We start from the raw sequence: 24,107 nt of genomic DNA on the forward strand, positions 1-24,107 counted from the left end.
GTTATAGGTGGCATATCGATCTCAGATCAGTCGCTCGACCAGGCGTGCCGCAATTTTGTCCAGGGGTAGCACTTCCGTTGCGGCGTCCAGGGCCACGGCGGCCTTGGGCATACCATAGACGGCACTGCTGGCCTGATCCTGGGCGATGGTGTGAAAGCCGCGTTCGCGCATCAGCTTCAGGCCTCTGGCGCCATCGCGCCCCATACCCGTCAGCAGTACGCCGATCGCTTCGCCGCGCCAGTAACTGGCCACGCTTTCGAAGAATACATCGATAGAAGGCCGGTAGACCTGATCGGCCGGCTCACGCCGGTAGACCAGGCGCCCTTCCGGCGAGAGGTAGAGGTGGTTGTTGGTGCCAGCCAGCAGCACGGCACCCGGTTGCAGGGTTTCGCCCTCCTGAGCCAGGCGTACCGGCATGTGTGACTCGCTGCCTAACCACTGCGCCATACCGGCGGCGAATACCTCATCGACATGCTGCACCAGCACGATGCTGGCAGGAAAATCAGCTGGAATCTGTTGCAACAGTTCAACCAGTGATGCCGGTCCACCGGCCGAGGCGCCAATGGTCACCAGGCGCTTGCCGCGGTTGTCGCTGTTGCGCAGCGGTGCCGGTTTGACCGTGCGCGAGGTCTTGTGGCCGATCATCCAGGCGATGTTGTGGATCTTGCGCCGCACGCTGGCGGCGTCGAGCACCTGCTGCGGGCCGAGCGAAGGGGCGGCGACCACGTCCAGGGCGCCGGCGCCCATGGCATCGAAGACCCGCGCCATGTTGCGCTCGACGTCGGAGGTGACGATGAGAATCGCGCAAGGCGTGTCTTGCATGATCCGCCGGGTCGCTTCCACGCCGTCCATGCCGGGCATGAGCATGTCCATCAGCAGCAGATCCGGCAGATCCTCGCGACAGCGGCGTACGGCGTCCTCACCGTTGTTGGCGACCCAGATCAGTTGGTATTCCGGCTCTACCGCTAGGGCGCGGCGTAGGGCTTCGACGGCCAGCGGCATATCGTTGGCGATGGCGATCCTCATTCGCGTGCCTCACCTATCAGGGTCTGTACAGCGTCCAGCAGGGCTTCGTCATGGAAGCTCGCCTTGGCCAGGTAATAATCGGCGCCGGCCTCCAGGCCGCGGCGGCGATCCTCTTCGCGATCCTTGTACGACACCACCATCACCGGCAGTGAGCGCAGGCGTGGATCCTGGCGCACCTGCGTCACCAGTTCGATGCCATCCATGCGCGGCATGTCGATATCGGTGATCAGCAGATCGAAGGCCTCGGCGCGCAGGGCGTTCCAGCCATCCATGCCATCCACTGCAACCGAGACCTGATAACCGCGGCTGAGCAGCAGCTTGCGTTCCAGCTCGCGCACGGTTAGCGAGTCGTCCACCACCAGCACGCGCTTGCTCACGGCCTGGCGAGCATTGCTGCTGTGGTCGACCCGATCCAGGTGACCGTCGCCGAGCAACTTGCCCACCGAATTGAGCAGGTCATCGACATCGAGAACCAGCACCGGGGTGCCGTCATGCAGCAAGGCGCCTGCGGCGACGTCGCGTACCTTGCCCAGACGCGGATCGAGCGGCATCAGCACCAAGGTGAACTCACCAAGGAAGTCCTCCACGGCGAGGCCGTGGTATTGCTCGCGGTCGCGAATCAGCACGATCGGGATGCTGTCTTCTTCGCCCTGTTTTTCTGCGCACTGCAGCAACTGCGCCGCCGAGATCAGGCCGACATGTTCGTCATCCAGCCAGAAATGCTGGCGCCCTTCGAGCTGGACGATGGCGCTGCGCGGTAGGCGCAGCATGCGTTCGATCTGCGCCAGCGGGAAGGCGTAGGCTTCACCGCCAATGGTGACTACCAGCGCGCGTACCACCGATAACGTCAACGGCAACTCGAGGTGGAACAGGCAGCCCTCGTCGGGCCGTTGCAGCAGGCGCACGTTACCGCGCATGCGACGAATCTCGTGCTGCACCACGTCAAGGCCGACGCCGCGGCCGGAGACTTCGGTGACCTGCTGGCTCATGCTGAAGCCCGGCAGGAATAAGAAGGACAGCAGCTCTTCCTCGGTCATCTGCTCGACCTGCTCGGCCGAGGCGAAGCGACGTTTCACCACGGCCTGGGCGACGCGCTGCAGGTCGACCCCTGCGCCATCATCGCTGACCTCCAGCACCAGCATGCCGGCATGGTGGCGGGCACGCAGCAGCACCCGGCCTTCTTCTTCCTTGCCTTTGCGCGTGCGCAGGGCTGGCGGCTCGATGCCATGGTCGACGGCGTTGCGCAGCAGGTGGGTCAATGGGGCTTCCAGACGCTCCAGCACGTCGCGGTCGACCTGGGTATTCTCGCCTTCGATCTCCAGGCGTACCTGCTTGCCCAGCGAGCGGCCGAGATCACGCAACATGCGTGTCTGCCCGGCGAGCACATCGGCGAAGGGGCGCATGCGCGAGGCCAGGGCCAGGTCATAGAGCTGCTGGGTACGTTGCCCTCCGTGCCAGACGAAGTCGTCGAACAGTTCCTGGTGAGCCTGTAACTGCTGTTGGCATTCGATCAGCAGATTGCGGCTTTCGTTGAACAGGGCCTGCGCGGTGGCGTCCTGTTCGCTGCCGAGCAGATGTTCGCGCAGGGTTTCCAGTGTGCGTCGGGCCGACTCCTGCTGGCGTTTGAGGCGGTACAGCGATTCGCTCAGCGGTTTGGTGCGCTGGAATTCCACCAGCGATTTGCCGGACAGGTCGATCAGGTGGTCGAAGCGCTCGGCCGATACGCGCAATACGCGGCTGGTGCGCTCCTCGACACCGGAGTCGGTGGGTGTGCCAGGGGTGTTGGGCACCACCTGGGTTTGTTCATGTTCCGCGTGCAATGCGTTGCTGCTGCCCGCTTGCGTGCGTAAGGCCGGCACGGCGTTGCCGAGCAGCACTTGCAGGCGCGTGGTGAGGGTTTCCACCCGGGCATCCAGCTCGGCGTCCTGTTGCGTCTGGCCAATGCGCAGCAGCAGGTCGGAGCCTTGCAGCAGCGCATCGATATGATCGGGCAGCAGGCGCAGCAGGCCTTCCTGTGCGGCGACCAAAAGGTCTTCCATGGCGTGGGCGACCAGCACGCCGTTGTCCAGGCCGACGATACGCGCGGCGCCCTTGAGCGAGTGCGCGGCACGCATGCACGCCTCCAGCTGGCTGGCGTTGGTCGGGTCGCGCTCGAGTATCAGCAGGCCGGTGTCGAGTACCTGTTTCTGCGCCTCGGCTTCCAGGCGGAACAGGTCGAGCAGCGATGCGTCCCTCATCTGATCCGGTGTCACGCGAGGCTCCCGATCATGTGTTGCAGCAATTGTTCATCGTCCAGCAGGGTGATGCTCTGGCCCTGCCATTGCAGAACGCCAGCGGCGAAACGGCTGATGGTGCGGCTGTCTTCGCCCTTGCTGGTGCTGATCTTCTCCAGCGCGATGCGTTGAATACCGCTGACTTCGTCTACCGGTGCGACCAGTGGGCCGCTCTCGCTCTGCAGGATGAGCATGCGCGGAATGACCCGCTGATTAGCGCGGCGCAGTTCCTGTGCCTCCAGGCCCAACAATTCGCCTAGCGACAGGCAGGCGACCAGCGTGCCGCGCACGTTGGTCACACCGAGAAGACCGCGAGTCTTGCGATGAGGCAGGACGTGGATCGGTGAAACCGGCATCACTTCGGCCAGCCTGCGGCTGGCGATGGCCAGCCATTGTTCGCCGAGACGGAAGATCAGTAGCGAGCGTTGTTCACCGGCTTCCTGGGGCGCTTCGTCCTGGCCGTACTGGCTCTCATCCAGCTCCAGGGTACTGCCGTAGCGGTCGAGCAGGGCGATTGCCGCGGCACCGTAGACCTCGCAGTTGCGGCAGTGGATATGGCGCTCGAGCTGCGGGCAGCTCTTGTCGCCGAACACGCCGATACGATTCCAGCAATCGTCTACCGCTGCGTGCGTCTGCTGTATCAGGTCAACGCTATCAGTCATCGTCACCTACTCCCGGAGTCTGCGCTCGGCGGTACAGGCGCTGGGCTCCAGCGGGGTCACCCTGTGCTTCCAGGTGGGCGGCCAGGTGGGTCAGCGCTTCGCGATGCTGCGGTTCAAGATAGATCGCCTTGCGATAGTAGCCGCAGGCCTGTGCGCTATGCCCGTCGACATCGCTGAGCAGGCCCAGCCAATAGTAGGCGGCGGCGCTGGGGCCGTGGGTCTGCAGGTGCTGCTCACTGAGTTGGCGGGCCTGCGCACTGCGCCCGGCATTGGCCAGGCTGGCGACCTCCGCCCAGGTGTCTTCATTCTGTGTCTGCGGTCTTGGCGCCTCGCTCTGCACGTTCCTGGGCGTAGGGCGTGCTCGGCTGGTTAGGGGCGGCCGCGACACCGGCATGATCGATGGCCGCGGGCGGTTTGCCGGGGCACGCATCGCGGCAGGCTTGGCGGGCATGCTCGGTGCCAGGCGAAAAGCGAAGGTCTGCTGGCGACCCAGCGCCAGCAAGCCGTTCTGGCTGGCCAGACTGGCTTCGGCCGGGCCGATGAACAGGGTGCCTTCTGCCTGCAACTGGCGCTTGAGCAGCTCCAGCACGCGCACCTGGGTTGGGCGGTCGAAGTAGATCAGCAGGTTACGGCAGAAGATGAAGTCATAAGGCGTTTCGCCTGCGAACAGATTGCCATCGAGCAGGTTGCCGGTGCGCAGGCGTACGCAGTCGCGCACGCGTTCGTCGAGCAGGAAGCTGCCGGCCTGTTCATGGAAGAAACGGTCGCGAAACTCCAGTGCATCGCCTCGGAACGAGTTGCGTCCATAAAGTCCCTTGCGTGCTTGCTCCAGCACCTTGTCGCTGACGTCGAGCGCATCGATCTGGAACTGGCCAGAAGCGAAACCCGCATCGAGCAGGGCCATGGCGATGGAATAGGGTTCTTCGCCGCTGGAGCAGGGCAGGCTGATCAGGCGCAGAGGGCGTGCGCCATGTAGCTGCGCCTGGCGTTCCAGAGCCAGGCTGGCCAGGGCATTGAAGGACTCCGGGTAACGAAAGAACCAGGTTTCCGGCACGACCACGGCCTCGACCAGGGCCTGTTGTTCGCGTGGCGAGCCGCCCAGCGTCGTCCAGTAGCTTTCCAGTTCATGCAGGCCTGTGGCAGCCATGCGTTGGCGCACCGCGCGTTCGATCACGCTGCGCCCGACCGATTCGGCATCCAGACCGATGCGGCTTTTCAGCAGGCGCTCGATATGCTCGATCATGCTGTCAGCCCTGCGCCATGGGTTGGAACAGCAGGGCGCGCATGGCGTCGTCGAGCAGGTTGCTGACCTCGATGCGCTGAATCATGCCCTGGCTGTCGCGCTGAACCGGGCCCAGATAATCCGGCAGGCCGGCCTCCAGACCGCTGGCCCTGAAGGCGTCGGGTGCCAGGCGCAGGGTATCGGTGGCCTGCTCCAGCAGCAGGCCGAGTACCGGAGAGTGCTCGCCCTGGCTGGGGTCGAAGCGCACCAGCACCAGCCGTGTGCTGCTGCGCGAGTGGGCTTTGCGGCCGAGCACGCGGTGGCACAGGTCGATCACTGGGGTCATGCGGCCACGGTGTTCGAACAGCCCTGCGACCCACTCAGGAGCCTCAGGCATCTGCTTCAGGCGGCGCAGCGGTAGCACCTCGACGACCTCGCGAGCGGGGAGGGCGTAGCGGTCCTCGCCGAGTTGAAACTGCAGGTGCAGTTCACCTGCTGCCGCTTTGCTGGAGGCCTGCATGCTCAGACCTTGAAGCGGCTGACGCCAACACGCAGGTTGTTGGCCACCTGGTTGAGTTCATCGATGGCGGCGCCGGCCTGGCGCAGCGAGTCGACCGTCTGGCTGCTTGCCTCGCTGAGCTGTACCAGCGCCTGGTTGATCTGCTCGGCCCCGGTGGATTGCGCCTGCATACCTTCGTTTACCATCTGGATGCGTGGCGCCAGCGCCTGCACCTGCTGGATGATCTGGCTGAGCTGATCGCCCATCTGGGTCATCTCGCCGATACCACGGCGCACTTCTTCGGAGAACTTGTCCATGCCCATTACGCCGGCCGACACGGCGGACTGGATCTCACGCACCATCTGTTCGATGTCGTAGGTGGCCACGGCAGTCTGGTCAGCCAGGCGGCGCACTTCCACGGCAACCACGGCGAAGCCCTTGCCGTATTCGCCGGCTTTCTCTGCCTCGATGGCCGCATTGAGCGACAGCAGGTTGGTTTGATCCGCCACCTTGACGATGGTGGTCACCACCTGGGTGATGTTGCCGGCCTTCTCGTTGAGAATCGACAGCTTGCCGTTGACCACGTCGGCGGCGCCCATCACCTGATGCATGATTTCTTCCATGCGCGCCAGGCCCAGTTGGCCGGTGCCGGCGAGAATCGAGGTCTGTTCGGCGTTGTCGGAGACTTCGCCCATGGTGCGTACCAGGTCGCGCGAGGTGGCGGCGATTTCCCGCGAGGTGGCGCCGATCTCGGTGGTGGTCGCAGCCGTTTCGGTGGCGGTGGCCTGCTGCTGACGTGAGGTGGCAGCAATTTCGGTGACCGAGGTGGTCATCTGCACCGCCGAGCGCTGAGCATTGCCGACCAGATTCTTGAGTTCGCCGACCATGCTGTTGAAGCCGAGCTCGATGGCGTTGAATTCGTCACGACGGTGCAGATCCAGCTTCACTGAAAGATCGCCACTCTCCAGCACCTTGAGGGTATTGACGATACGTTCCACCGGCTCGGTTATGGCGCGCATCAACAGCCAGCCGCAAACGGCCGAGGCGAAGATGGCCAGCAGAATGGCGATCAGCATGCCCACTTCCAGAACGCGCACGGCATTACGAATCTCCAATGCGGCAGCGTCGGCCTGGGTACGGTTCAACTCGATCAACTCGCCCAGCAGGTCTCGACCTTTTTCCCACTCGGGGAATACACGCTCGGCACTGAATTGGCGTGCCTGGCGCAGGTCGGTGGTCAGCAGGCTATCGAGCAACTGGCCCTGACGGTTCAGATACAGGCGCTGTTGTTGGCGGAACTGCTCGGCCAGAGCCCGTTCCTTTTCATCGGTCACGGTATTCATGTAGTGGCCGAACTGCTCGTCGAACGCCTGCTCGCTTGCAGTGAACTGCTCACGGTAGCTGTCGAGCAGGGCCGGAGCCCCTTCATCGGCGAAACGCAGTAACAGGCGACGGGTGTCGAGCATGTGTCCAGCCCAGATGCCCTGTGCCTTGCTGGTGAAGTAAACGCCGGGAATCGACTCGCTACGGATACCGTTGGCTTCGCCCTCGATCTTCAACAGCCGCAAGTGGGAAACCCCTGCCAGGAGAACCAGGATGGTGATAATCAGCACGAAGCTGGCAATGATTCGGTTGCGTACGGTCAGGTTCATCATGTCCATTGGGGCCTGGCTGGTCAGGTTTTGTATTCGATTACAGCATATCGGCATGCTGCCGTTTTACCCGGGTGTATCGAATGTGTACCGGTTGGCTGGCGAAAGGCAATAAAAAAGCCGGCTTGTGGCCGGCTTTTAGGAGGTGTCAGGGCTTACTTCTGATAAGCCTCGACTGCCTTGATGATCAGGCCGCGGGCTTCTTCAGCGCCGCCCCAGCCTTCTACCTTGACCCATTTACCCTTCTCCAGATCCTTGTAGTTCTCGAAGAAGTGCTTGATCTGCTCGATCAGCAGAGCGGGAAGGTCGGTGTATTCCTGAACGTCCTTGTACAGAACGGTCAGTTTGTCGTGAGGAACCGCAACCAGCTTGGCGTCGCCGCCCGCTTCGTCGCTCATGTGCAGGACACCGACCGGACGAGCGCGGATCACCGAACCCGGAGCGACCGGATATGGGGTCACGACCAGCACGTCGAGGGGGTCACCGTCGTCGGCCAGGGTGTGCGGGATGAAACCGTAGTTGGCCGGGTAGAACATCGGAGTGGCCATGAAGCGATCGACCATCAGGCAATCGGTATCGTGGTCGATCTCGTATTTGATCGGCGCGTGATTGGCCGGGATTTCGATGGCAACGTAGATGTCGTTCGGCAGGTCTTTGCCAGCCGGGATCTTGCTGTAGCTCATGGGGGAACTCCCAGGGAGGGCCAAAAAAGTGGGGCGTATTATAGGCGTATTCGCAATGCGTTACTACGTTGGCCTACTCAGCCATTGGTCGCGTTTTCGACCGTCCTGTAGTCTGGGTGTTCCGCTTGCAAACGCTTTAGCCGCGCCAGGGTGTCCTGGCGGTAGAACAGCGCCAATTGGCTGTAGACCTCGGGGAAAGCTTCTGTCAGCAGATCCGGGGCGGTGAAGAAGTATTCGCTGGTTACGGCGAAGAACTCTGCCGGGTCTTCGGCCGCATAAGGGTCGATAGCGGTTTCGGCGTCGGGGTTGGCATCCAGTTCGCTATTGAGCTGGTCATAAGCGCTTTGCATGGCTGTCGCCCAGTCCTGTACGCGCATATCGCGGTGCAAGGGCGGCAGGCCATTGGCACCGCCTTCGAGCATATCCAGCTTGTGCGCCAGTTCGTGGATCACCAGGTTGTAGCCTTCCCAGCCGCCACTGGCCTCGACACCCGGCCAGGCGAGGATAACTGGCCCTTGCTGCCAGGCCTCGCCACTGCGGGCGTCGTCCCACTCGTGTTCGATGCCGCTGGCGTCGCGATGGCGCTGTGGGCTGAGGAAATCGTCCGGATAAAGGACGATCTCGTGAAAGCCCTGGTACCAGTCCAGGTCGCCCAGGTGCAATAACGGCAGTTGCGCCTGAACCGCCAGCAGCAGGCGCTCGACTGGGCCGAGTTCAAGGCCGGGCAGGGTGGTGAGGTGTTTGTCATGCAGGAACAGCACGGCGCGTTCACGCAGGTGCTGCAACTCGATGTCATCGAGACCATCGACAATGGGCAAGCGCCTGCGAACCTCGGCCCACTGCTCGGGGGCGACCGGGTTGCGTTCGAGGGTGCGACGTCGGCGCCAGGCCTTGAGTGACCACATGAGGAGTGCTTCGCGGCAGAGAATCCGGCCACCTTAAGGGCGGTGGCCGTTCACGGCAAGCCAGGGCGAGAAGCCGGTGTTTCAGTCTTCGCTGATCGGCAGGACATAGTTCTTGAACTGTTCGTCCTCGCGAAAACCAATGGACTCGTACACCTTCTGCGCCACTTCGTTGTCGCGGCTGGTAGCCACGCGCATGCGTACGGCGTTGGTCTCCTTGGCCATCTGCTTGGCGGTGTGCAGCAGGCGGTCGGCTACCAACTGGCGGCGGGCATCCTCGGCGACATAGATGTCGTTGAGGATCCACACGCGCTTGAGTGACAGCGAGGAATAGCTGGGATAGAGCTGGCAGAACCCCAGCAGCTTGTCTTCATCGTCGGGCAGGGCCAGGTAGATCACCGACTCCTTGCGGCGCAGACGCTTCTCGAGAAACTTGCGCGAGGATTCGGGGTAAGGCAGTTCGTTGTAGAACTCGCGGTATTTGACGAACAGCGGGGTCAACAGGTCCAGGTGCTCCAGGGTGGCTTGGACGATGCGCATGGTGGGCCTCGGCTTCTGTAATAGGACTGGAGTGGCGATGCAGCTGTTGTGCCAGCAGGCCAGCCGATGCTGCCTCAAAGCCAGTTGAAAGCGCAATCCAAGCAAGCGTTTGATTTTTGTTCGGCGCAGCAACTTGGTGTCTGCACCTCGGTCTGAACAGAGCACAGCAGTCGCTCGATGGGGGCTGTGCTAACCTGCGGCCCATGTTTCACGGCTCTTCACGGGCGTTTTTCGAGGACATCCATGCACATCCATATTCTCGGCATCTGCGGCACCTTCATGGGGTCGCTGGCCGTTCTGGCCAAGGAACTCGGCCATCGCGTCACGGGCTCCGATGCCAATGTCTACCCGCCCATGAGCACTCAGCTGGAAGCTCAGGGCATCGAGTTGATGCAGGGTTATGACCCGGCGCACCTGCAGCCGGCACCGGATCTGGTGGTGGTGGGCAACGCCATGAGCCGCGGCAACCCGGCAGTGGAATATGTGCTGAATAAAGGCCTGCCGTATGTCTCGGGCCCGCAGTGGCTGGCGGATCATGTACTGCAAGGTCGCTGGGTGTTGGCGGTGGCCGGTACCCATGGCAAGACCAGCAGTTCGAGCATGCTCGCCTGGGTACTGGAACACGCCGGTATGAGCCCGGGTTTTCTGATCGGTGGTGTACCGCAGAACTTCGGTATCTCCGCACGCCTGGGTGATACGCCGTTCTTCGTGGTCGAGGCTGACGAGTACGACAGCGCCTTCTTCGACAAGCGCAGCAAGTTCGTTCATTACCGTCCGCGTACTGCGATTCTGAATAACCTGGAGTTCGACCACGCCGACATCTTCCCGGATCTGGCGGCGATCGAACGGCAGTTCCATCATCTGGTACGCACCATCCCTGGCGAAGGCCTGGTGATTCATCCCGCTAGCGAAAGCGCGCTGGCGCGGGTGATCGAGATGGGCTGCTGGACGAAGGTCGAGACCACTGGCGAAGGCGGTCAATGGCAGGCGCGTCTGCTCGCTGCCGATGGCTCGCGCTTCGAGGTGAGCTTCGACGGCAAGGTCGAAGGCACCGTGGAATGGAACCTGACCGGCCAGCACAACGTCGCCAACGCCCTGGCCGTGTTGGCAGCGGCGCGTCACGTCGGCGTGGTGCCGGCGCTCGGCATCGAAGCACTGAGCAAGTTCATCAACGCCAAGCGGCGTATGGAAAAGGTCGCCGAAGTGAATGGCGTGACGATTTTCGATGACTTCGCCCATCACCCGACGGCCATTGCCACGACGCTGGATGGCCTGCGCAAGCGCGTTGGGGAAGAGACTCAGGTGATCGCGGTGATCGAGCCGCGCTCCAATTCGATGAAGCTTGGCGCCCATCGTGACGGTCTGGCGGAGTCCGCCGAACAGGCCGACGCGGTGTTCTGGTACGCGCCGCCCAACCTCGGCTGGGATCTGGCTGCGACCGTCGTACAGGCGCGCAACCCGACTCGTGTGTGCGATTCGCTGGAGTCGATCATCGACGGTGTGAAGGCTTTGGCGCGTCCTGGCACTCAGGTGGTGATCATGAGCAATGGTGGCTTCGGCGGCCTGCACGGCAAGCTGGCCAAGGCCCTTTCATAAAGAGCCGAATTCGCGCTCAAAGCGTCGCGAGCGCAGATTAGGCAAGGCGAAAGCCCGCGAGGAAGCGGAGTTTACTGTAGTAAATGAGCATCCGAGCAGGCTTTCAACGCAGCATAAGCAAGCGCAGCAGCTTTGAGAGTGAATTTATGAGCGGTTCCGAACGCATCACCCTGGCCATGACCGGCGCCTCCGGTGCGCAATACGGTCTGCGCCTGCTCGACTGCCTGGTGCAGGAGGAGCGCGAAGTACACTTCCTGATTTCCAAGGCCGCACAGCTGGTGATGGCCACCGAGACCGATGTGGCGTTGCCGGCCAAGCCGCAGTCCATGGCCCAGTTCCTCACCGAATATACCGGCGCTGCGCCTGGGCAGATCCGGGTATACGGCAAGGAAGACTGGATGGCCCCGGCTGCCTCCGGCTCCGGTGCGCCGACCGCCATGGTAGTGGTGCCATGCAGTACCGGCACCTTGTCAGCCATCGCCACCGGCGCCTGTAACAACCTGATCGAACGCGCCGCGGATGTTGCGCTCAAGGAGCGCCGGCAGTTGATCCTGGTGCCGCGCGAGGCGCCATATTCCAGCATTCACCTGGAGAACATGCTCAAGTTGTCGAACATGGGCGTGACCATTCTGCCGGCCTCGCCGGGTTTCTATCACCAGCCGCAGACGCTGGATGATCTGGTGGACTTCGTCGTTGCGCGCATCCTCAACTGCCTGGGCGTTCCCCAGGACATGCTGCCGCGCTGGGGCGAGCATCACCTTGTGTCGGAGGATTAAGGAGATTGTTCATGCCGCTTGCGATCCGTTGTGTGCTGGGAGGCGTTCTGGCGTTTTCACTGTTGCCGGTGGCTGAGGCCTCCATGCGCTGTGGGACTGCGCTGATCTATGAGGGAGAGCGTAGTGTCGACGTACTGCGTAAGTGTGGTGAGCCCGACCAGCGTGAGGTGACACCACCCAGTAGCCAGCAGGGCGGTGGAGTGACGGTAGAGCAGTGGGTATACGGGCCGCGCAATGGGGTCTACCGCTACCTGCGTTTCCTCGACGGCAAGCTTGTCGAAATAAGGACGGAGCGGGGATGAGACCCGGCCTGCCGCTCTTCATGCTGTTGGTACTGAGCCTGACCGGCTGTGCCACGGTGCGTACGCTGGATGCAGCCAAACCGGGGGCGCCCGTGGTCTATGCCGGTACGCGATTGGACTGGTACAGCCTCAATGGCGGCTGTTGCCCACTGGATCGTTTCGGTGCCGAGGCGCCACGCCATGCAGCGCTGGATCTGCCAGCCAGCGCGCTGCTCGATACCTTGTTGCTGCCGTTTTCGCTGGCTACCGCATTGGGTGTTCGATTGGGTGTAAGCGGCGGGTTGTAGCCGCTGCAGGGGCTTATGGCCTCGCTTACGCGAGGCGCAGACGTTGACCTGCCAGTTGTAGCGTCAGCAAGGCCAGCTCACTCCAGGGATTGCCTGCCGCCTGGCCTTTGATCTGGGCGTCGATCAGTTGTGCCTGTTGCAGCAGTTGGCCCCAGCGTCTGCTGCTATGCCGTTGCAGGGCTTTGGAGAGAAGCGGGCGACGTTTATCCCATACGGGAGGGCGAGCACTGGCGAAGGCTTTGTCCAATGGGATGCCCTGACTCTGTTGATGGGCGATACCGGCCAGTAGGCGAATCTCGCGTGCCAGCGCCCAAAGGATCACCGGGGTTTCCACGCCTTCGCCGCGTAGGCCTTCGAGCATGCGCAGGGCATGCGCCGCATCGCCGCCGAGGGTGCAGTCGATCAGACCGAACACATCGAAGCGGGCACTGTCAGCGACTGAGGCCTGCACGGTTTCAGCGTCGATCTGGTTGCCTTCGGCCAGCAGTTTGAGCTTTTCCACTTCCTGGGCGGCAGCCAGCAGGTTGCCTTCCACGCGTGCGGCGATCATCTCCACGGCATCAGCGCTGGCATTCAGGCCCGCCTGAGCGAGGCGTTGGCGAATCCACTGCGGTAATTGGTTGGCATCCACTGGCCAGATCTGGATGAACTGGCAGACCTGGCCGTCGATCAGCGCCTTGGCCCATTTTGACTTCTGCGTGCTGCCATCGAGCTTGGGCAGGCTCAGCAGCAGAACCGTGTCTTCTGGGGGGCGGGAGAGATATTCGAGCAGGGCTGCTGTGCCCTTGTCGCCAGGCTTGCCGGAAGGCAGGCGCAACTCCAGCAGGCGTTTTTCGGCGAATAGCGACAGGCTGGCGCCGGCCTGCAGCAGGTTGCCCCAATCGAAGTTGGCTTCGGCATTGAATACCTGGCGTTCGCCGAAACCCTGCTGACGGCAGGCCTGACGTATGGCGTCGGCAGTTTCCTGGCACAGTAACGGTTCATCACCACTGATGGCGTAGACCGGAGCGAGCTGGCCTTGCAGATGTTTGCCGAGTTGCGCGGGGGCAAGCTTCATCGAGTTGATGTCATCGGGGCAAAAGGGCGTCGGGCCGCCTGCGCGGCCCGTGAGCCTTACTGGATCGGCAGTTCGATGGGCGATTGTTGTGGCGCGACCTGGCTCTCGCGCGCGCGGCGAGCCGCTTCCAGTGCTTCGGCTTCCGCCTTGGCACGGGCTTCAGCGGTCTGTTGCAGCTGATCCAGTTGTTCTGGAGTGATCTGCTGCAGGTTGAGCGACAGTTGCTGGATCAGCTCGCGGCGCAGTTCGCGACGCAGTTGGGCTGCTTCCTGATCCGAGCCGGCCAGGTTGTTGTCGTCCTGCTGGTAGTGGTTCTGCACTTCGACCTTGTTGCTGGTCAGCAGCAGATCCCGAGCGCCACGGATCTCATATTCCAGAGCCATGGTCAGTTCGTACTCGGCGGTACGGGCGCCGCTGCTGTAGCTGGCGCTGCGACGATTCTCGATTTCGCGGCTGATCACCAGCTTGTAGGGCGCACCGGCATACACGCGAACGTCGTTGCGACTCAGCACCTCACGCAGCTCCTGCACGGTATCGCCATAGGCATCGCGTGCGGTTACGTTGAGTTCCTTGATGGCGAACTGTACATCGCCGGTGCCACGCAGCTGGAAGCCGCATGCGCTGAGCAGGGCGGCCAGGCCGATCACCAGCAGATTCCGTTTCATCATTCTCATATCCCCTTGGCGGATCACGGCGCCACGTTGCCGTGGCGCCGAGCTTAATCAGTTGGCGACTATGTTGACCAGCTTGCCTGGCACCACGATGACCTTGCGAATGCTCAGGCCTTCGGTGAAGCGCAGCACGTTCTCGTTGGCACGGGCGGCAGCCTCGACGTCTTCGCGACTGGCACTGGCTGCCACGATGATCTCGCCGCGCAGTTTGCCGTTGACCTGTACCACCAGGGTCAGGCAGTCCTGCACCAGAGCGGATTCGTCGACCTGCGGCCAGTTGGCGTCGATGATCGCACCTTGCTTGCCCAGTTCGTGCCACAGCTCATGGCTGATGTGCGGGGTGATCGGCGATAGGATCAGTGCAACGGTTTCCAGGCCTTCCTGAACCAGCGCACGATCCTGCTCGGTCACGGTGGGCGCTTTTTCCAGTACGTTCATCAGCGTCATCACCTGGGCGATGGCGGTGTTGAACTTGTGGTTATGGCCGATATCGTTGCTGGCCTGCTTGATGGCCAGGTGAATGGCGCGGCGCACGGCCTTCTGCTCGTCGCTCAGGTTGGCGACATCCACCTTGCCTGGCAGGCCGACGCTGACGTGGCCATGGGCCAGGCGCCAGACGCGACGCAGGAAGCGGTTGGCGCCTTCGACGCCGGCATCCGACCATTCGCAGCTCATGTCGGGCGGCGAGGCGAACATCATGAACAGGCGGCAGGTGTCGGCGCCATAAGCGTCGATCATGTCTTGCGGGTCGACGCCGTTGTTCTTCGATTTGGACATCTTTTCGGTGCCGCCGATTTCCACCGGCATACCGTCGCTCTTCAGCTTGGCCCCGATTACCTTGGCCTTGGCATCGCGCTCGACCTCGACGTCGGCCGGGTTGAACCAGTCCTTGCCGCCGTTTTCCAGGGTGCGGTAGTAGGTCTCGGCGACCACCATGCCCTGAGTCAGCAGGTTCTTGAACGGCTCGTTGGAGGAGACCAGGCCTTCATCACGCATCAGCTTGTGGAAGAAGCGTGCGTACAGCAGGTGCAGGATGGCGTGCTCGATACCGCCGATGTACTGATCGACCGGCAGCCAGTGGTTGGCGGCTTTCTGGTCGACCATGCCCTTGTCGTAGTGCGGGCTGGCGTAGCGGGCGAAGTACCAGGATGACTCCACGAAAGTGTCCATGGTGTCGGTTTCGCGCTTGGCCGGGCTACCGCATTTCGGGCAGGTGCAGCTGTAGAACTCGGGCATCTTGGCCAGTGGCGAGCCAGCACCGTCCGGTACCACGTTTTCTGGCAGCACGACCGGCAGCTGATCTTCCGGCACCGGTACGTCGCCGCAGGCGTCGCAGTGGATGATCGGGATCGGGCAACCCCAGTAGCGTTGGCGGCTGATGCCCCAGTCACGCAGGCGGAACTGGGTTTTGCGTGCGCCGTGGCCGCTGGCTTCGAGGTCGGCGACGATGGCGTCGAAGGCTTCAGTGAAAGCCTTGCCGTCGTATTTGCCGGAGTTGATGGTGGTCAGGCCATCCTTGTCGCCGTACCAGGCTTGCCAGGTAGTGGCGTCGTAGTCCTTGCCTTCGCCGGTGTAGACCTGCTTGATCGGCAGCTCGTACTTGTTGGCGAACTCGAAGTCGCGCTCGTCGTGCGCCGGTACGGCCATCACCGCGCCTTCTCCATAGCCCCACAGCACGTAGTTGGCGACGAATACCGGCAGCTTGTCGCCAGTCAGCGGATGGATGACGAACTGGCCGGTGGCCAGGCCCTTCTTCTCCATGGTGGCCATATCGGCCTCGGCCACGGAGCCGGCCTTGCACTCGGCGATAAAAGCGGCAATCGCCGGGTTGGATTCGGCAGCGCGCTGGGCCAACGGATGCTCGGCGGCCACGGCGACGTAGGTGGCGCCCATCAGGGTATCGGGGCGGGTCGAGTAGACCTTCAGTTGGCCGTCGATGCCGATGCTGGCGACGTCGTAGTCGAACACGATGTCGGCACCGAAGCTCTTTCCGATCCAGTTGCGCTGCATGGTCTTGACCTGTTCCGGCCAGCCATCCAGCTCGTCCAGGCTGCTCAGCAGCTCGTCGGCATAGGCGGTGATCTTGAAGTAGTACATCGGGATTTCGCGCTTTTCGATCAGCGCGCCCGAACGCCAGCCACGGCCGTCGATGACCTGCTCGTTGGCCAGTACGGTCTGGTCGACCGGATCCCAGTTCACGGTGCCGTTCTTGCGGTAGATCACGCCTTTTTCGAACAGGCGGGTGAACAGCCACTGCTCCCAGCGGTAGTAGTCCGGCTTGCAGGTGGTGACCTCACGCGTCCAGTCGATGGCCAGACCCAGCGATTTGAGCTGGGTCTTCATGTACTCGATGTTTTCGTAAGTCCACTTGGCCGGTGCGACCTGATTCTTCATCGCGGCGTTTTCCGCCGGCATGCCGAACGCGTCCCAGCCCATCGGTTGCAGGACGTTCTTGCCCAGCATGCGCTGGTAGCGAGCGATCACATCGCCGATGGTGTAGTTGCGCACGTGCCCCATGTGTAGCTTGCCGCTGGGGTAGGGGAACATCGACAGGCAGTAGAAGGTGTCCTTGCCGGGCTGTTCGCTGACGACGAAGGATTTTTGCGCGTCCCAGTGGGACTGCGCGGCGGCTTCTATTTCACGGGGCGAGTACTGTTCGTGCATGGCTCTGGCGCTGAAGGAATGGGGCTTGCGGAAAACGTCGTAGCATACATGAGCGCCGTCTATCGAGGGAAACCCAGATTGTCCCGTGGCCGCCGTTGGTCGCGGTAGCCAGCCGCTTGCGATGCCTTCGCTAAGCTTTATCCAGAGAGTGCGAATGCTGGGCTCCATGAGGTGTCGGATGGGCAATACACGGCAGGTGGAACGAGGTGGCGGTCTGTATGAGCGGCTGTTGCAGCGCCTTGCCCTGGCGCTGGATGAAGCCGACACCGCCAGCCGCCTGCATGCCGAGCCGCTGCGCGACCTAGAGCTCGATGGCCTGAGCCCCGCTGAGCTGGAGCTGATTCGCGCTTACCTCAATCGGGATCTGCACTGGTTGCGGGGTTGGCATGCTGCCGCTGAAGAGCTGGCACTGATTCAGCGGCAGCCGTTGCGTGCCACTCGGCCGGTGAACAAGGTCAAACCACTGCTCAAGCGTCGTCAGGCGCTGTGCTGCGCCTTGTGTGGTACACCTGTGAGCTGGCATCGCGGGCAGGATGCACAGGCGTGTCAGGCCTGTGGCTCGAAGCTGTTCCGCAGCGGCAATCCCCGTTAGCAGGCTATTGAAAACTACCTGCGTTGCCATCGCGGCGTTAAAAACAGGCTCGGCAGGCCGCTTGCGGCCAACGCACTTCAGTGCGGCCCTGAAGGGGCGAGCGAAGCGAGTACTGCTCATTTACAGCTCGTAAAGTCGACCGCGACTCCGACCGCTCCTCACCTGTTTTTGCTGGGCCGCCATCGGTATTGCGCTGGCAGCCCAGTCTACGTTTTCAACAACCTGCTAGGCTTGGGCGCCCTTGGAGGTGCCTGATGCCGATTCGCTACATCCTCAAACAACTGCTGATGCCGCCAGGCATTCTGCTGCTATTGATCCTGCTGGCCTGGTGGCTGCGGCGCTCGTTTCCACGTCTGGCCGCCGCCTGCTTGGCTTTGGGAGTTGGCGGCTTGTGGTTGATGAGTCTACCGGCCGTGATGCAGTGGAGCGCCGGGCTGCTCGAACGTGAGCCGGTGTTGGCTGAAGAACAGTGGACGACGCTGGCGCAGCGTGCCGATGCCATCGTCATTCTCGGTGCGGGGCGTGAGCAGAATGATCCGGGCTGGGGCGGTGCCGATCAGCCTGGCTTGATGGCGCTCGAGCGACTGCGCTATGCGGCGCGCCTGGCGCGGGCCTCAGGTTTGCCGATGGCGGCTACCGGCGGCCTGCATTATGGGCAGCCGCCCAGCGAGGCGGCGTTGATGGCTGACGCGATGCAGCGTGACTACGGTCTGCCGATTCGCTGGCTGGAGGAGGAAAGCCGCACCACCTGGGAGAACGCTGTGCTTAGCGCCGAGCTGCTGCAGCCGCAGGGCGTGCGTCGCGTAGTGCTGGTGACCCAGGCCTGGCATATGCAGCGGGCGCGCTGGTGTTTCGAACAGGCTGGTTTCGAAGTGATCACCGCCCCGATGGGCTTTCTCAGTGCTGGCTATGAGCGACCGTTGGGTGGCTGGCTGCCGGAGTCCCGGGTGATCTGGCAGAGCAGCATGCTGCTCAACGAGGCGATTGGCCAGGTGGCCTATCCGCTGGTGTACGGGCAGGGTGAGAGGGATTAGGGCGTACTCGCCGCAGGCAGTACGCCATTGAGGTGGTCTGGGCATGGCTGGCGGACTGTTCGCTAGGGCTCCAGAGTCAGCCTTAAGAGCTGACGTTGCAAGCAGCCGGCGTTCCAGTCCGCCCTACAGGGCTGCTTCGATCGGTACGCATGGCGCACCCTACGGGAGCTGTCTGGCGGTCTCCCGTAGGGGCGATTTACAGCGTCTTGGCCATACGACTGGCCAGCAGTGCCCAGCCCAGGATCAGGGCGCAGAAAATCGCCAGCGGCCAAATGCGCCATTTCAGGTAGGGCGTCAGCCCCTGCATCGGTACGACCTCGCCATACAGCACGGCCTGCTGGAACTGCGGCAGCCATTGCTGCACGCGGCCATGCGGGTCGATGGTCACGGTCACGCCGTTGTTGGTGGCACGGATCATCCAGCGACCGGCCTCCAGCGCACGCATCTGTGCCATCTGCAAGTGCTGCAGCGGGCCGATAGAGCTGCCGAACCAGGCATCGTTGCTCACGGTCAGGAGGATGTCGCTGTCCGCGGCCAGGTCAGCGGCGAACTCCGGGTACACCACTTCGTAGCAGATGAACGGTGCGATCCGGTATCCCTTGGCCAGCAGTGGCGGCTGATCCGCAGGGCCGCGGGCGAAGTCGGACATTGGCAGGTCGAAGAAGGCGATCAACCCGCGTAGCACTTCTTGTAGGGGCACGTACTCACCGAATGGCACCAGTTTCTGTTTCAGGTAGGTGCCCTGGCCTTCGCCGAAGCTGGTGATGGCGTTGTAGTAACGCAACTCGCCCTCGGCATTGCTCTGGCGTACTGGTACGCCAGTGATCAGCGCGCTCTGGCGGTCACGCGCGAAGCGATCCATCACGCCGATATAGCCTTGCGCCATGTCCTTGAGCACAGGGATTGCGGTTTCCGGCCAGACCAGAATATCCACCGGCTTGGCGCTGAAGCTGAGGTCGCGGTACAGGGCGAGTTGAGCATTCAACTGCGCCGGATCCCACTTCATGCTCTGTTCCACGTTGCCCTGGACTGCCGCGATTTTCAGCGGCTCGCCAGCGGCTTGTGTCCAGTCGCGATCCTGCAGTGCCAGGCTCAGCGCCCAGGGGGCTAACAGCAAGATCACTGCTGCGACATAGCGTGGCTTGTTCGGACGCAACTGGTTGAGATTGATGATCAGCGCGGCGGTGAGGACGAGGACGAAGGAAATCAGCCATACGCCGCCAATCGGCGCCAGGCCGGCTAGCGGGCCGCTCAATTGGCTGTAGCCGGCGTAGAGCCAGGGAAAGCCGGTTAGGAACCAGCCGCGGAAGATTTCTTGCGCCAGCCACAGGGCGGCGAATGCCAGAGAGTCCGCCAGTGGCGCTTCGCTGCGACGTATCCAGCGTGCCCAGAGGGCTGCCATCAACGCGAAGAACAGGCCCAGGCCAGCGACGAAGCTCAGGGTCAACAGGCCTGCCAGAGCAGGTGACGCCGAGCCGTAGTCATGGATGCTGACATAAACCCAACTGGTGCCGGCGGCGAATAGGCCAAAACCGTAGCACCAGCCACGCAGTGCAGCCTGTCCTGGACGTAGCTCGCGCAGGCTGAAGTACAGCACGGCGATGGACAGCACAGCCAAAGGCCAGATATCGAAGGGGGCGAAAGCCAGTGGCGCGATGGCACCAGCAACCAGGGCGGCGAGATGGCCGGGCCAGCCCGAACGGGTCATCCATTGCAGCATGGGCAAGTCCTAGGAAAGCGGTGGCGCAAGGGTAGAGCTGAAATGCTGCCTCGGGAAGGCGGGCGCGGGGAAATTCGTGGCAGTGTTTTGCAGGCGTGCCACTCGCCATGGCCGCAGTTGCGACCATGGCGAGGCATCAGCGTCAGCGATTGAGCGGTGTTACACGCAGCAGGTGGATGCGACGACTGTCGGCGTTGAGCACGCGGAAGCGAAACCCGCCGATCTCGGTGACTTCATTGCGCTTGGGCAGATGGTCGAAGGCACTCATCACCAGGCCGCCGACGGTGTCGTACTCATCGTCGGGGAATTCGCTGGCGAAGGTTTCATTGAAGCTGTAGATCGGTGTCAGCGCCTTGATCAGGAAATCGCCGGAAGGCAGCGGTTTGATGTAGCCGTCTTCCTCGACGTCATGTTCGTCCTCGATGTCGCCGACGATCTGCTCGAGCACGTCTTCGATGGTCACCAGGCCGGCGACGCCGCCGTACTCGTCGATGACCACGGCCATGTGGTTGTGGTTGGCGCGGAACTCGCGCAGGAGCACGTTGAGGCGCTTGGACTCGGGTACGAAGGTGGCCGGTCGCAGCATGTCCTTGAGGTTGAAGTCCGGTTGTTCGCCGGAGAGGATCAGCGGCAGCAGATCCTTGGCCAGCAGGATGCCAATCACGTCGTCGAGGCTTTCGCCGATCACCGGGTAGCGCGAGTGCGCGGCATCGATGATGGCGGGCAGGAATTCGCGTGGCGTCTGGGTGGACTTGATGCTGATCATCTGCGAGCGCGGCACCATGATGTCGCGTACCTGCAGGTCGGCGACCTGGATTGCGCCTTCGACGATGGCCAGTGCCTCGCTGTCGAGCAGCTTGTTCTGGTGGGCTTCACGCAGGACTTCCAGCAGTTCCTGGCGGTTTCTCGGCTCATGAGCAAAAGCCTGGGTCAGCTTGTTGAACCAGGACTTCTGCTCGTTGCTCGATCGGTCTTCGCTCATGGCGTTTACTCGGGGTTCCTTGTCAGGAGGGGGATTCGTCGCCGGCATATGGGTCGGGATGACCCAGTTCGGCGAGCAATTGTCGTTCCAGTTCTTCCATCTCGAGGGCTTCTTCTTCCTCGATATGGTCATAGCCGAGCAGGTGCAGGCAGCCATGGATCACCAGGTGTGCCCAGTGCGCCTCCAGTGTCTTGCCTTGCTCGGCGGCTTCGCGCTCGACGACCGGTACGCAGATCACCAGATCGCCCAGCAGCGGAATATCGAGAATCCCGTCGGGAATCTCGGCGGGGAAGGACAGTACGTTGGTGGCGTAGTCCTTGTGCCGCCAGGTGTGGTTCAGCTCGCGGCCTTCGGCTTCATCGACCAGGCGAATGGTCAACTCGGAGTCAGCCGTGCGCTGGCGCAACGCCAGTTCGCACCAGCGGCGCAATTGCGCCTCATCCGGGTGCTGGCCGTCACTGGCCAGCTGCAGGTCGAGCTCAAGCATCGTTGTTGTCGACCTTGCCGTGCAGGCGATTGTCGTGGCGCTCATAGGCTTCGACGATGCGTTGCACCAGGGGGTGACGCACCACATCCTTGGGCTTGAAATGGGTGAAGCTGATGCCCGGTACGTCGCGCAGTACGTCGATGACGTGAGTCAGGCCGCTCTTGGTGCCGCGCGGCAGGTCGACCTGGGTGATATCGCCAGTGATCACGGCGGTGGAGCCGAAACCGATACGGGTGAGGAACATCTTCATCTGCTCGACGGTGGTGTTCTGACTCTCGTCGAGAATGATGAAGCTGTTATTAAGGGTACGGCCGCGCATGTAAGCCAGCGGGGCAACCTCGATCACCTGTTTCTCGATCAGCTTGGCCACATGCTCGAAGCCGAGCATTTCGTAGAGCGCGTCGTACAGTGGGCGCAAGTAGGGGTCGATCTTCTGCGCCAGGTCACCCGGCAGGAAGCCGAGCTTCTCGCCGGCCTCGACTGCTGGGCGCACCAGCAGGATGCGGCGCACCTGTTCGCGCTCCAGCGCATCGACGGCGCAGGCGACGGCCAGGTAGGTCTTGCCGGTGCCGGCCGGACCGATGCCGAAGTTGATGTCATGATCGAGGATCGATTTGACGTAGCGCTGCTGGTTGGCGCCGCGTGGCTTGATCACGCCTTTGCGCGTGCGCAGGGTGACCTGCGGCAGATTGCTGGGGTTGACCAGCTCTTCGACCCCTGACTCCTGCAGATACAGGTGCACCAGATCGGGTGACAGTTCGCTGGCCTTGGTCTCGCGGTACAGCTTGCGCAGCAACTGTTCGGCGGCTTGGGCTTTCTCGGCATCGCCAAGCAATTCGAACTGGTTACCGCGGTTGCGGATTTCCAGACCGAGGCGCTCTTCGATCAGACGCAGGTGTTCGTCGAACTGGCCGCAGAGGTTGGCGAAACGGCGGGCCTCGAAAGGTTCGAGGGTGAAACGATGGGGTTCTAGGGAAGCGTTCAAGGTCTTGTGTTGACTGCCATTCGGCTGGGAGTGAGGAGCAAGCATAACGCTGTCCGCCTACCTGGGAAAGCGTAGGCGGATCAGGCTTTGGTCGGGGGCGTCAGTGCAGGTTCGACTCGCTGAGCAGGGTGCCGCGCAGGGAGTGGGGCAGGGCGTCGTCGATATGCACGTCGACGAACTGGCCGATCAGGCGTGGGTCGTCGCAACGGAAGTTGACGATACGGTTCTGCTCGGTGCGGCCCTGGAGCATGCCTGGATCTTTCTTCGAGTAATCGCTGACCAGGATGCGCTGTACCGTGCCGACCATGCGTCGGCTGTTCTCGAAGCCGTTCTGATTGATTCGGTGCTGGAGCAGGGCCAGGCGCTGCTTCTTCACCTCGTCCGGGGTGTCGTCGACCAGGTCGGCCGCCGGCGTACCAGGGCGCGAGCTGTAGATGAAGGAGAAGGAGAAGTCGAAACCGACATCCTCGATCAGCTTCATGGTCTGCTCGAAGTCCTTCTCGGTCTCGCCGGGGAAGCCGACGATGAAGTCCGAGCTGATCAGGATGTCCGGCACGGCGGCGCGCAGTTTGCGGATGCGCGACTTGTATTCCAGCGCGGTGTGGTTGCGCTTCATCGCCGCCAGAATGCGATCCGAGCCGGACTGTACGGGCAGGTGCAGGTACTTCACCAACTGCGGGATTTCGGCGTGGGCCTGGATGATCGCGTCGGAGAACTCCAGCGGGTGGCTGGTGGTGTAGCGGATGCGCTCGACGCCGTCGACCAGCGCCACGGCATGCAGCAGTTCGGCGAAGTCGGCGATGCGGCCGTCCGGCGTCTCGCCACGGTAGCCGTTGACGTTCTGTCCGAGCAGGGTGATTTCCTTCACGCCTTTCTCGGTCAGGGAGGTGATTTCCATCAGTACGTCGATCAGCGGGCGGCTGACTTCCTCGCCACGGGTGTAAGGCACTACGCAGAAGGTGCAGTACTTGCTGCAACCTTCCATCACCGAAACAAAGGCGCTGGGGCCGTCGACACGCGGTTCCGGCAGGCGGTCGAATTTCTCGATCTCGGGGAAGCTGATGTCGACCTGCGCGGTCTTGGTCACGCGGGCAGCGTCGATCATCTCTGGCAAGCGGTGCAGGGTCTGTGGGCCGAAGACCACGTCGACATAGGGCGCGCGATCACGGATCGCGGCGCCTTCCTGGCTGGCCACGCAGCCGCCGACGCCGATCACCAGATCCGGATTGGCTTGCTTCAGCTCGCGCCAGCGGCCGAGCTGGGAAAACACCTTGTCCTGGGCCTTTTCGCGAATCGAGCAGGTATTGAGCAGGATGACGTCGGCCTCTTCCGGTCGCTCGGTGACTTCCAGGGCCTGATGCTCGCCCAGCAGGTCGACCATGCGCGAGCTGTCGTACTCGTTCATCTGGCAACCGTGGGTTTCGATATAGAGCTTCTTGGTCATGGCAGTGTCTGAGGTGGTTAAAAAATGACCGCGCATTATAGGCATGTGCCA

At 62.6% G+C, this 24,107-nt stretch carries 23 protein-coding genes; 6 read left to right on the forward strand and 17 right to left on the reverse strand.

The features are described 5' to 3' along the window. Positions 1-21: 21 nt before the first annotated feature. The 9 genes from cheB to C7A17_RS15455 form a co-directional block, all read right to left on the reverse strand. Positions 22-1,026 carry a chemotaxis response regulator protein-glutamate methylesterase gene (gene cheB / locus C7A17_RS15415; RefSeq protein WP_106738842.1) on the reverse strand — a complete coding sequence of 335 codons (1,005 nt, stop codon included), beginning with the start codon at positions 1,024-1,026 and terminating at the stop codon, positions 22-24. Continuing rightward, positions 1,023-3,278 carry a hybrid sensor histidine kinase/response regulator gene (locus C7A17_RS15420; protein ID WP_106738843.1) on the reverse strand — a complete coding sequence of 752 codons (2,256 nt, stop codon included), beginning with the start codon at positions 3,276-3,278 and terminating at the stop codon, positions 1,023-1,025. Before C7A17_RS15420 ends, cheB begins: the two co-directional genes overlap by 4 nt. Beyond that, positions 3,275-3,961 (reverse strand): chemotaxis protein CheW, encoded by a 687-nt coding sequence (locus tag C7A17_RS15425; protein WP_106738844.1) that lies wholly within the window; start codon positions 3,959-3,961, stop codon positions 3,275-3,277. Before C7A17_RS15425 ends, C7A17_RS15420 begins: the two co-directional genes overlap by 4 nt. After that, positions 3,954-5,204: a CheR family methyltransferase gene (locus C7A17_RS15430; protein ID WP_106738845.1), complete on the reverse strand. Its 1,251-nt coding sequence runs from the start codon at positions 5,202-5,204 to the stop codon at positions 3,954-3,956. Before C7A17_RS15430 ends, C7A17_RS15425 begins: the two co-directional genes overlap by 8 nt. Positions 5,205-5,208: 4 nt before the next feature. Then, complete coding sequence (locus C7A17_RS15435; RefSeq protein ID WP_106738846.1) at positions 5,209-5,703, reverse strand: chemotaxis protein CheW; 495 nt, start codon at positions 5,701-5,703, stop codon at positions 5,209-5,211. 2 nt (positions 5,704-5,705) lie between these two features. Beyond that, positions 5,706-7,337, reverse strand: coding sequence for a methyl-accepting chemotaxis protein (locus C7A17_RS15440; RefSeq protein ID WP_179623898.1), 1,632 nt, complete (start codon positions 7,335-7,337; stop codon positions 5,706-5,708). Positions 7,338-7,489: 152 nt separating this feature from the next. After that, positions 7,490-8,017 carry an inorganic diphosphatase gene (gene ppa / locus C7A17_RS15445; RefSeq protein WP_106738848.1) on the reverse strand — a complete coding sequence of 176 codons (528 nt, stop codon included), beginning with the start codon at positions 8,015-8,017 and terminating at the stop codon, positions 7,490-7,492. Positions 8,018-8,094: 77 nt separating this feature from the next. Next, complete coding sequence (locus C7A17_RS15450) at positions 8,095-8,922, reverse strand: M90 family metallopeptidase (RefSeq protein ID WP_106738849.1); 828 nt, start codon at positions 8,920-8,922, stop codon at positions 8,095-8,097. 81 nt (positions 8,923-9,003) lie between these two features. Beyond that, positions 9,004-9,459 (reverse strand): GNAT family N-acetyltransferase, encoded by a 456-nt coding sequence (locus C7A17_RS15455; RefSeq protein ID WP_106738850.1) that lies wholly within the window; start codon positions 9,457-9,459, stop codon positions 9,004-9,006. 243 nt (positions 9,460-9,702) lie between these two features. Here C7A17_RS15455 and mpl point away from each other — a divergent pair, with 243 nt between their 5' ends. From mpl to C7A17_RS15475, 4 genes are all read left to right on the forward strand, one after another. Beyond that, entirely contained in the window at positions 9,703-11,055 is a 1,353-nt protein-coding gene (gene mpl / locus C7A17_RS15460) for a UDP-N-acetylmuramate:L-alanyl-gamma-D-glutamyl-meso-diaminopimelate ligase (RefSeq protein ID WP_106738851.1), read from the forward strand. Positions 11,056-11,201: 146 nt separating this feature from the next. Then, positions 11,202-11,831 carry a flavin prenyltransferase UbiX gene (gene ubiX, locus C7A17_RS15465; RefSeq protein ID WP_106738852.1) on the forward strand — a complete coding sequence of 210 codons (630 nt, stop codon included), beginning with the start codon at positions 11,202-11,204 and terminating at the stop codon, positions 11,829-11,831. 11 nt (positions 11,832-11,842) lie between these two features. Beyond that, a complete protein-coding gene (locus C7A17_RS15470; RefSeq protein ID WP_106738853.1) occupies positions 11,843-12,133 on the forward strand; it encodes a DUF2845 domain-containing protein in 291 nt (96 codons plus the stop codon). Further along, on the forward strand, positions 12,130-12,420 hold the full coding sequence (locus C7A17_RS15475) for a YceK/YidQ family lipoprotein (RefSeq protein WP_106738854.1): 291 nt from the start codon (positions 12,130-12,132) through the stop codon (positions 12,418-12,420). The genes C7A17_RS15470 and C7A17_RS15475 overlap by 4 nt, the downstream gene beginning before the upstream one ends. Positions 12,421-12,445: 25 nt before the next feature. Here the strand turns inward: C7A17_RS15475 and holA are convergent, their stop codons facing one another. The 3 genes from holA to leuS are packed head-to-tail and all read right to left on the reverse strand — an operon-like array spanning position 12,446 to position 16,812. Beyond that, positions 12,446-13,477: a DNA polymerase III subunit delta gene (gene holA / locus C7A17_RS15480; protein ID WP_106738855.1), complete on the reverse strand. Its 1,032-nt coding sequence runs from the start codon at positions 13,475-13,477 to the stop codon at positions 12,446-12,448. Between the two features lie 56 nt (positions 13,478-13,533). Continuing rightward, on the reverse strand, positions 13,534-14,145 hold the full coding sequence (locus tag C7A17_RS15485) for an LPS-assembly lipoprotein LptE (protein WP_106738856.1): 612 nt from the start codon (positions 14,143-14,145) through the stop codon (positions 13,534-13,536). A gap of 54 nt (positions 14,146-14,199) precedes the next feature. Beyond that, positions 14,200-16,812, reverse strand: coding sequence for a leucine--tRNA ligase (gene leuS / locus C7A17_RS15490; protein WP_106738857.1), 2,613 nt, complete (start codon positions 16,810-16,812; stop codon positions 14,200-14,202). Between the two features lie 178 nt (positions 16,813-16,990). Between leuS and C7A17_RS15495 the strand changes: the two genes are divergently transcribed. Together C7A17_RS15495 and C7A17_RS15500 are read left to right on the forward strand one after the other, a co-directional pair. Continuing rightward, complete coding sequence (locus C7A17_RS15495; RefSeq protein WP_106738858.1) at positions 16,991-17,404, forward strand: hypothetical protein; 414 nt, start codon at positions 16,991-16,993, stop codon at positions 17,402-17,404. 254 nt (positions 17,405-17,658) lie between these two features. Next, positions 17,659-18,438, forward strand: a complete 780-nt coding sequence (locus C7A17_RS15500; protein ID WP_106738859.1) for a YdcF family protein — start codon at positions 17,659-17,661, stop codon at positions 18,436-18,438. A 196-nt stretch (positions 18,439-18,634) separates the two neighbouring features. On the opposite strand, the gene lnt is transcribed toward C7A17_RS15500, so the two are convergent. The 5 genes from lnt to miaB form a co-directional block, all read right to left on the reverse strand. Continuing rightward, on the reverse strand, positions 18,635-20,155 hold the full coding sequence (lnt, locus tag C7A17_RS15505; protein ID WP_199796451.1) for an apolipoprotein N-acyltransferase: 1,521 nt from the start codon (positions 20,153-20,155) through the stop codon (positions 18,635-18,637). Between the two features lie 145 nt (positions 20,156-20,300). Beyond that, complete coding sequence (locus tag C7A17_RS15510; protein WP_106738861.1) at positions 20,301-21,140, reverse strand: HlyC/CorC family transporter; 840 nt, start codon at positions 21,138-21,140, stop codon at positions 20,301-20,303. Positions 21,141-21,162: 22 nt separating this feature from the next. Next, the gene (gene ybeY / locus C7A17_RS15515) at positions 21,163-21,627 is read right to left on the reverse strand and encodes an rRNA maturation RNase YbeY (protein ID WP_106738862.1); all 465 of its coding nucleotides are present in this window, start codon (positions 21,625-21,627) and stop codon (positions 21,163-21,165) included. Beyond that, positions 21,620-22,612 carry a PhoH family protein gene (locus tag C7A17_RS15520; protein WP_106742957.1) on the reverse strand — a complete coding sequence of 331 codons (993 nt, stop codon included), beginning with the start codon at positions 22,610-22,612 and terminating at the stop codon, positions 21,620-21,622. The genes ybeY and C7A17_RS15520 overlap by 8 nt, the downstream gene beginning before the upstream one ends. Positions 22,613-22,712: 100 nt before the next feature. Continuing rightward, a complete protein-coding gene (gene miaB / locus C7A17_RS15525; RefSeq protein WP_106738863.1) occupies positions 22,713-24,056 on the reverse strand; it encodes a tRNA (N6-isopentenyl adenosine(37)-C2)-methylthiotransferase MiaB in 1,344 nt (447 codons plus the stop codon). Between the last annotated feature and the right edge of the window lie 51 nt (positions 24,057-24,107).

The organism is Pseudomonas mendocina, assembly GCF_003008615.1.
GTDB classification, from domain to species: Bacteria; Pseudomonadota; Gammaproteobacteria; order Pseudomonadales; family Pseudomonadaceae; genus Aquipseudomonas; species Aquipseudomonas mendocina_C.

Bases quoted from the DNA above. Each gene is read 5' to 3' on its own strand.
- cheB (WP_106738842.1), bottom strand. From the start codon at position 1,026: ATGAGGATCGCCATCGCCAACGATATGCCGCTGGCCGTCGAAGCCCTA.
- C7A17_RS15425 (WP_106738844.1), bottom strand. From the start codon at position 3,961: ATGACTGATAGCGTTGACCTGATACAGCAGACGCACGCAGCGGTAGAC.
- C7A17_RS15430 (WP_106738845.1), bottom strand. From the start codon at position 5,204: ATGATCGAGCATATCGAGCGCCTGCTGAAAAGCCGCATCGGTCTGGAT.
- C7A17_RS15435 (WP_106738846.1), bottom strand. From the start codon at position 5,703: ATGCAGGCCTCCAGCAAAGCGGCAGCAGGTGAACTGCACCTGCAGTTT.
- C7A17_RS15440 (WP_179623898.1), bottom strand. From the start codon at position 7,337: ATGATGAACCTGACCGTACGCAACCGAATCATTGCCAGCTTCGTGCTG.
- ppa (WP_106738848.1), bottom strand. From the start codon at position 8,017: ATGAGCTACAGCAAGATCCCGGCTGGCAAAGACCTGCCGAACGACATC.
- C7A17_RS15450 (WP_106738849.1), bottom strand. From the start codon at position 8,922: ATGTGGTCACTCAAGGCCTGGCGCCGACGTCGCACCCTCGAACGCAAC.
- C7A17_RS15455 (WP_106738850.1), bottom strand. From the start codon at position 9,459: ATGCGCATCGTCCAAGCCACCCTGGAGCACCTGGACCTGTTGACCCCG.
- mpl (WP_106738851.1), top strand. From the start codon at position 9,703: ATGCACATCCATATTCTCGGCATCTGCGGCACCTTCATGGGGTCGCTG.
- ubiX (WP_106738852.1), top strand. From the start codon at position 11,202: ATGAGCGGTTCCGAACGCATCACCCTGGCCATGACCGGCGCCTCCGGT.
- C7A17_RS15470 (WP_106738853.1), top strand. From the start codon at position 11,843: ATGCCGCTTGCGATCCGTTGTGTGCTGGGAGGCGTTCTGGCGTTTTCA.
- C7A17_RS15475 (WP_106738854.1), top strand. From the start codon at position 12,130: ATGAGACCCGGCCTGCCGCTCTTCATGCTGTTGGTACTGAGCCTGACC.
- holA (WP_106738855.1), bottom strand. From the start codon at position 13,477: ATGAAGCTTGCCCCCGCGCAACTCGGCAAACATCTGCAAGGCCAGCTC.
- C7A17_RS15485 (WP_106738856.1), bottom strand. From the start codon at position 14,145: ATGATGAAACGGAATCTGCTGGTGATCGGCCTGGCCGCCCTGCTCAGC.
- leuS (WP_106738857.1), bottom strand. From the start codon at position 16,812: ATGCACGAACAGTACTCGCCCCGTGAAATAGAAGCCGCCGCGCAGTCC.
- C7A17_RS15495 (WP_106738858.1), top strand. From the start codon at position 16,991: ATGGGCAATACACGGCAGGTGGAACGAGGTGGCGGTCTGTATGAGCGG.
- C7A17_RS15500 (WP_106738859.1), top strand. From the start codon at position 17,659: ATGCCGATTCGCTACATCCTCAAACAACTGCTGATGCCGCCAGGCATT.
- C7A17_RS15510 (WP_106738861.1), bottom strand. From the start codon at position 21,140: ATGAGCGAAGACCGATCGAGCAACGAGCAGAAGTCCTGGTTCAACAAG.
- ybeY (WP_106738862.1), bottom strand. From the start codon at position 21,627: ATGCTTGAGCTCGACCTGCAGCTGGCCAGTGACGGCCAGCACCCGGAT.
- miaB (WP_106738863.1), bottom strand. From the start codon at position 24,056: ATGACCAAGAAGCTCTATATCGAAACCCACGGTTGCCAGATGAACGAG.